We start from the raw sequence: 12,653 nt of genomic DNA, 5'->3' as shown, positions 1-12,653 counted from the left end.
CCCGGGGGCCACCGTCAAGGGCCCTTGCGCCTACACGTCCTCGGGTTCGATCTGCCGCGGCTCGCTCGGTGCGGCGCTGCCGCGGCGGGCGCGGATCACCAGGGTCCGCCCGCGCATCCCGCCGCCCTGGCTCGCGCGGTGCAGCCGCCGGAGGGCGAGCTGGTCGGGCCGCCCCGGGTAGGACGGCAGGAGCGCGGCGGGATCGTCCGGGCGCATCATGCCGTGGTGGCGCATCAGCACCGCCCCGAGCAGCAGCTTCTCAGCGAGGACGCCGTCGAGCGCGGCCTGGGTGGGACGTACCGCCACGGCGAGCGGGACCGTGACCGGAGGCGCCGGACCGTCGCCGTCGCCGGCCTCGCGCACCGCGACGATCAGCTCCTCCACGGCCTCGGCGAACGCGGGGAAGCGCGCCCAGCGCCGCAGGGCGGCGATGTCGGCGGCGCTCATCGCGCCGCTCCACCCGATGGCGGTGAACCGCGTGCCCGGCGCGTCGCGCGCGAGCTCCACCCTGTCCTGGAGCTCCTCGGGGATCTGCTCCGGCCCGACGGGGATCTCCACGCGGGTGACGGCGTCCGGCCCCGCGCCCGCGGCCTGGGCGATGACCTGCTCGATCGCCCCGGTGAAGGCGCTGTCGCCGGGGAGACGCCGCAGATCTTCCGCGGCGGCGTCCGAGGGGCCCTCCCAGACCAGGGTCAGGGTCTGCGCGGGCAGGAAGTCGATCAGCGCTTCGAGCCGGGCGGGCAGGTCCCCGGGGGCGCTCACCGGCTCGGTGACGTCCCAGCTCTCGAACAGGCGCCGGATCTTCGCGGCGTCCGGCGCGTTCATCAGCCCGACCAGGGCGTCGCGGTCCGCCCGCGTCATCACCCCGGCGAGCAGCAGTCGCCCGTGCCCGTCGACGGCCACCCGGTTGCGCGTGTCGAGCGGCAGGTTCGCCGTGGAGTAGCCGCTGCTCAGCTGCTCCTCGGTCACCTGGACCAGGTCGACCGCCAGCGGGAAGTCGCCGAGGGCGCCCGCCGGGGGCAGCAGCTCGGTCCGCGCCGCCAAGAAGCGCTTGCCGAGCTGGCGGTGGGTGAACTTCTCGGCGACCGGGTCGTAGAAGCACTCGGCCTGCACCTCGATGTTGCCGCTGAACAGCTCGACGATCTGGTAGACCACCTCGGGGTCGGGCAGGGCGCCGGGCTTGCGCGCCGTCGCCTCGCCGGTCGCCGGGTCGGGGGCCTCGCCGGGCCAGCGCTGCTGGGCCTCGTCGGTCAGGCTGTCCCAGAACCGGCGCAGCGGGATGGTGACGGTGCGCACGCGGGTGTCGGCCTGGAGCCGGGCGTCGTCGGGGCCCCCGGCGGGGAAGGGCGGCAGCCGGTGCCACACGGTGTCGGCGCCGCTCACGGTGGCGGTCGGCAGGGGCGAGCGGTAGGTCAGGTCGTGCTGGGTCACGCTGTTGACCGGCGAGACGGTGCCGTCGGTCTGGGCGATCAACAGCAGACGGTGCTCGTAGTAGAACGGCAGGGCCCGCCACTGCAGGGCGAGGACGCCCTGCGAGAAGTCGCCGACGCGCTCGGGCAGGTCGAGGCCGCGCAGCTCGTCCTGGTCGGCCGCGCCGTCGAGGACGAGGTGGTCCGGCAGGCTGGGCAGGCGGTCCGGGATGTCCGGGTACTCGTCCTCGACGAGGCGCACGGGCAGCTCGCGCTGGTGGTCCTCGGCGAAGGCGCGCACCCAGTGGTACCAGCTCGGATAGCCGAAGCGGCGCAGCAGGCTGAAGGCCAGCCGGCGGAAGGCGAGCTGGCGGGCGAGGGTCTGGTTGCGCTCGGCCAGGCCCTGCTCGTGGTGCTCGGCGACGATCACTTCCCAGATCGCGCCGGGCGCCGGCGGGCGGGCCGGGGTGGCCGCCTCGTCGAGCCGGCGGGACCCGAGGACGAGCGGGGCGTCGACGGCCTGCGTGCGCTCGACCACCACGTCGAGCCCGCCCGCGGCGGGGTCCACCTTCACGACCGGGGTGTCGACCTCGGCGGCGGCGCGGCCGGGGAAGAGCGTGGGTGAGCGCCGCAGGCTCTGCCAGAGCAGGTCGTAGCGGCCGTAGGGCTGGAAGTAGTAGCGCAGCGTGTGGGCCCAGCGGTCCTCGATCAGCTGGGTGCAGGTCAGGCGGCCGCCGTCGTCCGGCGTGGCGGGAACGGGCGAGCCCGCCCGCGGGTAGGCCGTGGCCGCCCAGGGGCCGGCGCCCGTCCTGGCGAGCCCGTCCGGCCCCGCCTCGATCGCGCCGCCGGCGTCGAAGAAGCGCGCCGTCCAGGCCAGGACGTCGGGCAGCGCCTTGGCGATCTCCGCCTCGCCGGTGGGGAGGCTGACCCTGCTGGTGTCGGGCACCTTGGGGTCGTTGCTGTTCAGCGTCTCCAGGTAGTACTTGAGCCGCAGCCACTGGGCGTGCTCGGGCAGGTCGCCGTCCGCGGCGGCGAACGCCTTGGCCAGCGCGTCGGTCGCGACGGTGAAGTGCCCGGCACGCTCGTCGGTCGGGCCGAACTCCTCGCTCCGGACCGTCCCGGCGAGGCTCTGCGCGGCCTGGAGGTCGGCCGGGGCGAGGGAGGGCCGCAGAAGCCTGATCTGGTCGGCGCCGAGCATGGTGCGGGCGGTGAGCAGCCTGCGGCCCGGGTCGTAGGTCAGCAGGGGCGCGATCGCCGGGTCGAAGGCCTTCGGATCCGCGCTCAGCCTGACCGACGGGCGCACCTCGATCGTCGCGGGGAGCGTGGCGCCGCGCAGGAGCAGGGCCGCCTCGCCGTTGAGCGGCAGCCTGATCGTGCGGGTGATCGGTGACGGCTGCGGTTCGAGCTCCTGCTGTCCCGTCCCGCCGTCGGGCCGGTCGACGAGGCTGCAGGGCGCGGTGAGCGTGAGGCGCACCTCGACGTCGGTGTTCGAGCGCCCGCTGATGGTGACGGCGCGGTAGCGCAGCCGCTGCCGCACGGCGGGCCGCAGGCTGAGCTGGACCAGGGCGAGCAGGTCGTCGCCCCCGGCGGGGCGTTCGCCGAGCTGGACGCTGCGCCCCGGCTGGAACAGCAGCTCGACATGGAGGTGGCGGCGAAGGGCGGCGAAGGCCGCGGCGTCGGGGTCGGCAGGGGTCTCTCCGCTCCCCAGCCGCGCGAAGAGCTCCTGGAGCAGTTCCAGCAGCTTCGGGCCGCGCACGGCGCCCGTGACGGGGTCGTGGAGGCTGAAGGTCACCGCCAGCCCGAGGCGCTGGAGCACGCCCCAGCCGTACCGGTCGGCGCCGGGCGGGCAGCTGGCCAGGAAGCCGGCCAGGTCGCCCGGCAGTGTCGGCGGGCTGACCTGCAGCGCGGCGGCGTAGCCGTCCGACAGCCGGCCCTGCGGACCGGTGCTACTGCCGGGGCGCATCCCGCGCAGCCGCTCCACCAGGCGTTCGAGCAGCGGGTGCAGCGCCGTCTCACGCTTCCCGCCGGGCTGGGTGACGCCCTTCCACTCCGGCCATTCCAGATAGGAGTCCTGCCAGGAGTACCAGGGGCCGCGCTCGTCCTGGACGCCCTGGGCGGCGGGATCGGGCCGGCGACGGCGCTGGATCGCGCCGGGATACCAGGCCTCCCACTGGCTGGTGTTCAGCGTGTCGCCGGGCATGAGCGGCAGGTCGTCGGCCGGGAGCATCTGGACGTCCTGCAGGAGGCGCAGCTCCCCGGCGAGCCGGGCGGCGCTGGCGAAGGTGTCGGTGGTGGCCGCGTCGATGTTCAGCTCGTACAACCGGTACCCGGCGTTCAGTTCGAGCGGGTAGGCGGCGTCGCCGCTCGGCCCCTGGTTCCAGCGGAACCGGATCGCGCGGATCCCCTGGGGGTGCGGCCGGAACCCGACGATCGCCCCGATGTCGCCGGTGAAGACGAACGGGGCCGGTCCGGCCGCGTCGGCGGGATCGACGCTCTGGAGCGGCATCGGCGTGTGGGCGAGGCCCGGCTCCGCCCGCTCGTCCTCGGGCCGCACCACGTCGAAGGCCGTCGGGCGCGGCAGCCACTCCAGCTCGGCCGGGCGGCGCTCCTCGCGCGGGTTGCCCGAGTGCTCGATGCGGTCGGTCGGCGCGGGGGACGCCGGCGGCGCGGCCACCGCCTCGGCGGCGAGCATGAGCTGCACCGGGGCGAGGGCCGACGGCACGTCGCGGTCGGAGACCGTCTGGAAGAAGACCCGCCACGCCTCGGGGCGCCACGCTCCGTCCGGCAGCACGCCCCGCTCGCGCAGCACGGCGACCGGGATCACCGCGGCGCGCGCGCCGGGCGGCCCGAAGACGTGGTCGAGGTCGATCTTGATGTCGGTGGGCAGGGGGCGCGCGTTCGAGGTCGGCAGGCCGGCGGTGCGCCCGCGCTGGGTCGTGCTGTCCAGGCCGTAGGAGCCGATCGGCACGGTGCTCTCGCGGCGGAAGATCAGCCGGTAGGTGCGGATCGGCACCGCGGGGCCGTTCTGGCGGGCCGGCTCGCTCCACTCGACGTAGACCTGGCGCGGCGACATCACCTGGGGGGTCGCCGCGCTCCCGGCCGGATCGAGGTCGGACGGCGCGATGCTGTAGCTCACCGTGAGATCGCCGTCCACCGGCACCGCCGGAGGGGTGTTCGGGTAGCGCGTCGCGATCAGGGTCAGCGGGCGCCCGGAGCCGCCGGCGAAGTCGACCGGGGTGATCGTGTAGACGTAGCTGCGCCCCTCGCGCGGCAGCGCGGCGCGGTCGCTCGCCGTGTCGGAGAAGTGGTCGACGACCTGGAAGCGCGGCTGGAGCAGCGAGAGGGTGTCGGTCGGCGCGGCCTGGCCCGCCCCTTCGGGAGCGGCGACGTCGGTCGTGTGGCGGTGCAGCACCTTGACCGGCTTCACCGTGGTGGTGTGCTCGGCCTCGTCACCGTCGAGGGCGCGCCTGCGCACCAGGTAGTGGGCCAGGTGGTGGTCGGGGTCGTTCTGGACCCGGCTCGTCCCCGGCATGGCCTGCCGCTGCCAGCTCAGATCCCAGGCGAGTGCGATCGTGCTCGCGTCGCTGTACTGGCGCACCTGCTCGAACTCGGGCGGGAACAGGCCGAACTGGGCCTGGGCGACGTTGAAGGTGCGCACGTCCTCACTCGCCGGGCCGGGCGCGGTCGCCTCGGGGCGCTCGCGCTGGCTGATCGACGGCTGGGCGTCCAGGCCGGGCGCCACCTGGTCGAGCCAGGCGGGGCGGTGGCCGTCGGCGGAGCGCACCGCGAACACCAGCCCCATCTGGAAGGCGAGCGAGCCGGCGACCAGGGCGTCGCGCCCGCTCTGGCTGCTCTCGGCGTGGAACGCGCGCAGGTCGGAGATGATGTCGTGGATGATCACGCCGCGCAGCTGGTGGGCCTGCTGGTCGGCCTGGACGGGGCTGACGGCGCCGGGATCGCCGTCGGCCGGGGCGGCGCCGTCGGCGGCGTAGATCGTCGTACGCGGGTCGAAGGCCGACTCCAGCAGCTGCTCGTACAGCTCCTGGGGGTCGCGCTTGAGGAAGGGCGAGCCGCCGAACTGCTCGTACGCTCCGCGCACGGCCGCCTCGAACGAGCTGTCGGAGGGGTTCTGCACCCGCGGGTCGGTGACCGGGGGGCGGTAGCCGGGCAGCGCGCCGGGGTCGCCGACCGGACGTGCGGCCGCGCCGTCCCCCGTCCCGGTGTAGGTCTGCTTGAAGGCGTTGGCGACGTGCTGCGCCAGGCTGAGCCCGTCCGCCAGGGGCGCGGGGGCGCCCGGCTCCCCCGTGGCCTGGTTCACGACGCGGCGCTCGGCGGAGCCGTCGGCGTAGAGCCGCGCGGACCAGTTCACCCCCCAGGTGATCGGCTGGCCGGCGGCGACCGCGCCGCTCACGTCGACGAACCGCGGGCCGGGCAGGGGCTCGAAATGCCGCAGCGTGTAGCTCTCGCCGGGCGCCGGCTTCGGCACGCGCAGGGAGAAGTCGTTCCCGACCGCGGTGCCCTCGGCCGGGGGCGGCGGCAGGAAGCCCACCTCGGGCTCCGCCACCGGGAACCCGTCCTCGTCGAGTTCGAACCGGCCCTGCGCGTCCCGGTGCAGCCGCTCGCCCTGCGGCAGCAGCACGAAGTAGATCTGGTTCTCGGGGTCCCAGCTCGGCGCGTCGCGCAGCACGAAGACGACGTAGCCGGGCACGTGGAACACGTCGCCTTGGGCCGGGGCCGCCGCCCCCTCGCCGAGCACGGCCGCGAGGGCGCGCGGCGGCAGGGCGGCGCGGCGCGGCGCGGCCATGCGCGTGAAGGCCGGCGCGGCGTCCAGCGCGCCCTCGGTGCCCGGCACCGGCTCGACCTCGGTGGCCTCCAGGCCCAGCGACAGGAACTCCTTGGTCCGGTCGAGGGCGGCCTGCACGTTCCCCTCCTCGAAGGCCACCTTGACGGTGGCGTGGAGGCTGTGGCCGCAGCACGAGACGCCGACGGTGCCGACGCCGCGCACGCCGGGCACGCTCAGCCCCTTGACGCCGATCTCCAGGCCGGCGCTGAACGTGATCTCCAGGCTGAACTTGAACGAGAGCCTGATGGTGGTGAAGACCAGCGGGATCTTGATCCAGAACTCGATGGCGAAGGCGACCTGCACCTCCAGCCCGATCGCGCCGTAGACGGCCGAGTCGGCCGTGGGGTCGCGGAAGTCGATCACGCCGATGTAGCGCGCTCCGAAGGCCACCCGTGCGGTGGCGCTGATCCGCATGCCGACCAGCCCGAGGTCCACGCCGGCGCTCAGCACCAGCCTGCCGCGGGCCAGGAAGCTCGTCCCGAGCACCATCTCCGTGGTCGAGACGCGGAAGATGAACCCGCCCTCGACCTCCACCGCCAGCGGGCCGAGCTCGGTGTGCCAGCGCAGCATGTTCGGCCAGCCCAGCTCGTAGTGGAACAGGCCCGGCTCGATCAGCAGCGTGGCCGAGAAACGGCTGTTCGCGATCGCGTCGCGGACGAAGTCGGGCAGCGGCGGATGGGTGCCCGGCTTACCGCCCTCGGGCTTGGAGATGTGGGCCAGGAAGCGCTTCTGGCGCGGCGAGAGCAGCACGAAGCCGCTCATGATGGGGTTCTCGCGGGCGCCGTCCTTGTTGTTGACGTAGTCGGCGTAGTTGGTGTTGAACCAGCCGCGCACCGCCATGAAGAAGGTCAGGTCGCTGCGGAAGGCGATGATCGCGTCGACGAGGAAGACGCAGGCGAGGTCGGCCTCGGCGAAGGCCTCGTAGCGCAGGGGCGAGACCGAGGCCGAGGTCTGCGAGATCATCGCCCGCAGGACGATCGTCCAGCGCGGATCCTGGCCGGCCTCCTCCAGGTCCACCGCCCAGCGGTCGCGCTTGGACAGGTCCCCCTGCGTGCGCGAGAGGCCCTCCAGGGTCTTGAGCAGCTTCTTGACGTCGTTCTCGGCGTCGGCGGCCTTGATGGAGGCGATGGTGAAGCGGTAGCCGAACCCCATGCCGATCTCGCGCAGATAGATCTGGATGACCGGGATCATGAAGCTGACCTGGCGGATCTCCAGGTAGAGGAACCAGGCCCGCAGCCAAGGCGAGCCGGGGCCGCGGCGCACGCGCAGGAAGCCGAAGCTGGCGGCGATGGCGGGCAGGCCCTGGATCTGGACCACGCCCTCGCCGATCAGCCCGGTCTGGTCGGGCTCGTCGACGAAGTCGACCGCGCCGCTCAGCCGGAAGGCGGCGCCGAGGGCCAGGTTCACCGCCAGGCGCGTGAAGTGGATGCGCGGGACGAACTCGCCCGGCGCCGGCAGGCCGATGAACAGCTCGTGGTAGTCGGGCCGCGAGTCCGGCGTGTCGCCGGGGCCCTGGGCGAACTTCAGCTGGCCGGCCACCTGCATGGCCCCGTCGCCGCCGAAGAACTCGCACTGGGGCACGAAGCCGATCGCGCGCAGCTCCATCTCGAAGCAGCCGAGGAAGTTGAACGACTTGGGCTTGGGCAGCTCGATCAGGAACTTCACGTGCTTGCCGATCACCCGGGCGTCGCCGGTGAGCGGGCACTGGACGAGGTCGATGCGGGTCTTGCCGAGCAGGGCCAGCGGCCCGTCGGCGTCGTCGCCGGGCGCCGGCACGAACTGGGCGGAGCCGGTGACGGTGAAGTAGAGGTGGAAGGCGCCGTCGTCGACGAACCGCAGGCCCAGGGCGTCCACGGAGAACTGGAAGCGCGTGCCCTTGCAGTCCAGCAGCTTGACGCCGCGCAGGTTCGCGGCGCCCTGCACGAGGGTGAGGTTGCCGCCCTCGCGCTGGGCGAACTGCAGGGCGATGTCGGCCGTGGCGTCGCCGACGAGGTCGGGCGGCAGCGGGCCGGAGCCGGCGAGGGTGAAGTCGGCGATGCGGTTCTCGCGGATCACGAAGCCGCTGTCGGTGAAGCGGAAGCGCGTGCCCAGGCCGTTCAGCCGGGCCGGCCGGTCGGTGACGGTGGCGGCGAGGTTGACGCCCTTGGGCGTGAGGGCGAAGTCCCGCACGCTGAAGGTGATCGGCTCCTCGCTGGCCCGCGTGAAGTCCAGCTCCAGCACGGACCCTTCGGGCTGCTGGATCTGGTAGTGGTAGTCCTTCGTGGCGATGGTGAAGTAGTGGAACGTCTTGTCGCCCAGATCCCTGCCCTTGAACCGCCAGCGCATCCCGAACAGCTCGGGGAACTCGCGCTCGGGCTCCGGGGAGCGCAGCTCGATCCCCTGGTCGTGGTCGACCTTGAGGGCGAAGGTGCTCAGGTTGAAGGTCAGGCGGCACAGCAGGTCGAAGCTGAGGCTCAGCACGCGCAGCCGCACCCCGATGTCGAAGGCGACCTCGCCCTCGGGCAGCTTGATCGGCATGCCGTCGAGCGGCGTGTGGAGGAAGAGCTGAAGGAACTGGGAGTCCTCGCCTTGGCCCTGCTTGAGGAAGGGCAGGGTGAACGCCCCGCCGGCCGCGTCGATGTCGACGCTCAGCTGGGCGATCCAGTCCCCCTGGAGGTCCGCTGGGTCGAAGGCCACGGGCGTGCAGAGGGCGTCGGGGTCGTTCAGGTCGAGCGGGGCGATCGGCGTGGTGAGCTGGCGGAAGAAGCCGGGCAGCTTCGCGGCGCCGAGCGGGACGTCGAGCAGCACCAGGCTGCGCGGACCGCTCGTCGGCTTGAGCGTGACGCTGAACAGCGGCTTGTCGGGCGGCGGGGGCGGCTCGTCGTTGTGCAGCTCGCGGTCGCCGTCGCGGCCCCAGGCGAACGTGCTGCCCGCCTTCACCGGGTCGCCCCCCGCCAGGGTGACGACGAACGCGGCGCGGCCGAGGCCCCCGCCCTGGGGCAGCAGCAGGAGCGAGAACCGGCTGGACGCCGGAACGCCCACGGTGAGGCCGGGGAGCGAGAAGCCGGCGCCGGGGGCGGCGGCCTGCCAGTCGAGGCGCAGCTCTTCGAGGCCGTCGCCGATGATCAGGCGCAGGGTGAGCTGCTGCTCGCCCGCCGGGCTGCGGTCGCCCAGGTTGGGGACGAGCTGCCCGAGCAGCCCGTTGAGGCCGCTCTCCTTCCACTGCAGCACCAGGCACGCCTTGCCGCCCGCGCGGTGGAAGGCGACCGCGGCGCCGTCGACCACCAGCCCGGTGTCGCCGATCATCACGGGGTGGGGCAGCTGGGCGGTGAACGGCGCGTCGAACGTGATGCCGTCCTTGCCGGCGCTCCCGCCGAGCTTCGGCATCGTGAGCTGGACGTACGGGCGCCCGGGGTCGGGCTCGTAGCGGGCGTCGCCGCCGCCCGCCACCTTGCGCATGGGGCGCAGCAGCTTCGAGTCGAAGCGCAGCGCGACGGGCACGTCCGCGACGCGCAGCTCGGTCTGCGGCAGGATGTCGATCTCCAGCCCCAGCTCGGCGGGCGCGCCGTCGCCGCCGGAGGGGAACAGCACCAGGCTCACCGCGTCGAGACCGGGCAGGCCCAGCACGAGTTCCCGCTCGAAGAGCAGGCGGGTGGTCAGGTTGACCTCGCCGGCCTTGGCGGTGGTCTGCGGCGGCTCGATCCAGACATGGTCGAGCGCGGCGGGGTCGGGGGGCTTGGGCAGGAAGGCCGGCCACTTGCTGCCCAGGAAGTCATTGAGGGTCACGAACATGCTGCTGCTGCTCATGGCAGGCAACCCCCCCACGCCTCGCGCGAGTCGACGTCGGCGTAACGGTCGTATTTGTCCTGATCCTTGCTACTGAGCACCGTCTGCGTGGTGGGGAGCGGGATGGGGGTGAGAGCGGCCGGCAGGGCCACCCCGCTGCCCGGCGTGCCCCAGGTGCCGTCCCAGACGTTGAGCGCCTTGTCGATGTCGGCGATCTTCTGCTGGTCGGCGGGGGCGAGGAGGCCGAAGTGGTCGCTCCAGAGCCGCGTCCGGTACTGCTGCACCAGCACGTCGTCCTCGTCGAGCAGGCCCACCGCGTGCTCGACGTCGCTGTAGAGGCTGCGCCGGAAGGCGTTGGCCGAGCCGATGATCGCCCAGTGGTCGTCGACGATCGTGCTCTTGGTGTGCACGATCAGGTTGCGGCTGAAGGCGCGCACCCTGCCCCGCTGCTGGCCGTTCAGGTCGTGGAGCAGGCCCTTGAACAGCGCGACGTTGGCGTACGGGGGGAAGTGCGGGTCGTTCGGGTCGGTGATCCCGGTCACCAGGATCACCTTGAGGTCGTTGCGGGCCTTGAGGGCCTGGTTCAGCCAGATCATCACTTCGACCGACCAGAATCCCTGGTCCTCGATGTAGACGTAGTTCTCGGCGGTGAGGACGGCGTTGAACCAGGCGGAGCGCACCTCGAACAGGCCGTCGGGGGCGAAGGAGATCTTCTCGTTCTCGGGCAGGAGGTTGAAGAACGTGTAGTTGAAACGCGGCACGGTGCGCAGCGACTGGACGTGGTGCTTGCCCACGGGCGCGGCCGGTAAAGTGCGCGCCGGAACGGCGGCCATGGCCGCCGAGTGGCTGGCGATCTTCTCCTCGGCATAGCGAAAGGACTTGACTTTTCGTTTCTTGACCTCGTTCCACATGTCGCGGTAGAGGTCGTACATCGCCTGCACGGCCGGGCCCTCGACTTTCGCCTGCACATCGTGCCACTGCGCGGGAGGGTGCGGCTGGCCGCCGTGGCGGTCGCCCACGAGGTCGAGCCCGCCGGTGTAGCCGACGGCGCTTGTTCCGTCGCCGACGAGAGCCATTTTTGCGTGCACCGCGCCGGCGGAATGGGCGATGATGTTCAGGCAGGCCTTGTCGGCGAGGGCGGGCTCCTTGCGCAGTTCGCGGATCGCGGCCATCGTGCCCACGTTGACGTCGCGAATACTGGCCGCGCCATTCTGGATCGACGCGGTCAGCACGAAGTAGTCGGCCATCACCGAGAACGAGACCCAGCCGAGGACGCGGACGTCGACTCCGGCCGCGGCCTTGGCCTTGAGCAGGTCGACCAGGTGGTTCGGGGCTCCGGGGCCGTCGAGGGAGAACGGGTTCTCCAGGCCGACCGAGGGCCCGGTGGAGGCGCCCGACGAACTGGGCGACGGGTTGACGGCGCCGCCCATCAGGTGGAGCCACCACCCGGCGATATAGAGGAACTGGCCGCTGTTCTCGCTCGGCGTCCCCTGGCCCAGGGCGGCGATCTGCGCGGCGAGGTCGGCGAAGTAGGCGGCGCCGTCGATCAGCGGGGTGACCTTGCAGCCGCCGAAAGTCGCGGGCAGCGGTTCCGATGGCGGACTCGTGTCGTCGGGCTGAACGAAGTACTTCTTTTTCAGAGCATCGATATCAGCCACCAGGCGGCCCCCGAAGCCATGTGCAACTACACGGAAGAATCCAGCATTCTGGTTGCGGAAAACGACAGACCGTCGTCGGTCACGCACTTCGGTCAAGATCGGCCGATGATGACGGGCGAACGAGAACTCAGCCTTCCACCGCGGTCCCGCCGCCACAACTGTTCGGCCCGATCCGGTCAGCGAGACACGATCACCTGCGCCGCGGCGAATGCTTTGTCGCCATCAATACCGCGCTCAGGGACAAACCGCCCAGCATGTTCGGTTCATGGAGTTTCCGGCAGAAGGCATCGGCACGATGCCTTCCGCCCCGTGGGGCTACCGGACGGTCATGGGAGCGAGGCCGATGCCGGTCAGCGCGGTCGCTCCGCGAGCGGCGTGGTCGCCGCCGGCGAGCAGCAGGGTGCGGGCCGACTGGTAGTGGCAGCCGGCCGCGTCGAACGCGTCCACCGTTGCGAGCAACCGCTCCGGGTCGCCGTCGAGCAGAGCCTCGGCGCGCTCCACGACGGCACCGGCCACCGGGTTGCCGGCGGTGAGCCCGCGGGCGTCGTCCAGGCGGTCGCGGGCGTCGGGGCCTCCTGCGAGCACGCCGGCCTCCGCGCGCAGCGCCACGTACCAGTGGAGCCAGATCCAGGTGACCCGTTTCCACACCTCGCCGGGCTCGGAGGCCGTCCGCTCCAGCGCCTCCGGCGCCTGGCCGTTGTGGAGCAGCAGCATCGCGTCGAACACCGCGCCGTACCCGTGGACGCGGTTCGGGGACGTGCCGACCCCCTCCAGGATCGTGTTCCACTCGTGCCGGGCGTCCCGGTCTCCGCGGAGGCCGTGGATCGTCGCGACGGCGGTCACCGCCGGTTCGAGGTCCGGTCCAGGCGGGGCCGCCGCTCCGCCGCCACGCGTCCAGGAACCGGACGGCGCCGGACAGCACGCCGCCCGCGTCGCCCGCCAGCGCGTCGGCGACCAGCTGCCAGCTCGTCGCGCGGT

3 protein-coding genes are annotated in these 12,653 nt (G+C 72.7%); all 3 read right to left on the bottom strand.

Going from position 1 to position 12,653, the window contains the following annotated elements; genetic code table 11:
* Positions 1-30: 30 nt before the first annotated feature.
* Positions 31-10,038, bottom strand: a complete 10,008-nt coding sequence (locus ACQEU6_RS39445) for a hypothetical protein (protein WP_499338799.1) — start codon at positions 10,036-10,038, stop codon at positions 31-33.
* The gene (locus tag ACQEU6_RS39440; RefSeq protein ID WP_499338798.1) at positions 10,035-11,831 is read right to left on the bottom strand and encodes a phospholipase D family protein; all 1,797 of its coding nucleotides are present in this window, start codon (positions 11,829-11,831) and stop codon (positions 10,035-10,037) included. The genes ACQEU6_RS39445 and ACQEU6_RS39440 overlap by 4 nt, the downstream gene beginning before the upstream one ends.
* Before the next feature lie 159 nt (positions 11,832-11,990).
* Positions 11,991-12,518, bottom strand: a complete 528-nt coding sequence (locus tag ACQEU6_RS39435; protein WP_499338797.1) for a hypothetical protein — start codon at positions 12,516-12,518, stop codon at positions 11,991-11,993.
* Between the last annotated feature and the right edge of the window lie 135 nt (positions 12,519-12,653).

Source organism: Spirillospora sp. CA-108201, assembly GCF_050936235.1.
Lineage (GTDB): Bacteria > Actinomycetota > Actinomycetes > Streptosporangiales > Streptosporangiaceae > Spirillospora.
Note: the sequence above shows the minus strand (reverse complement) of the source record. Positions and strands in the feature narration are given on the sequence as shown.

Coding starts and splice junctions, on each gene's coding strand:
- ACQEU6_RS39445 (WP_499338799.1), bottom strand. CDS start 10,038: ATGAGCAGCAGCAGCATGTTCGTGACCCTCAATGACTTCCTGGGCAGC.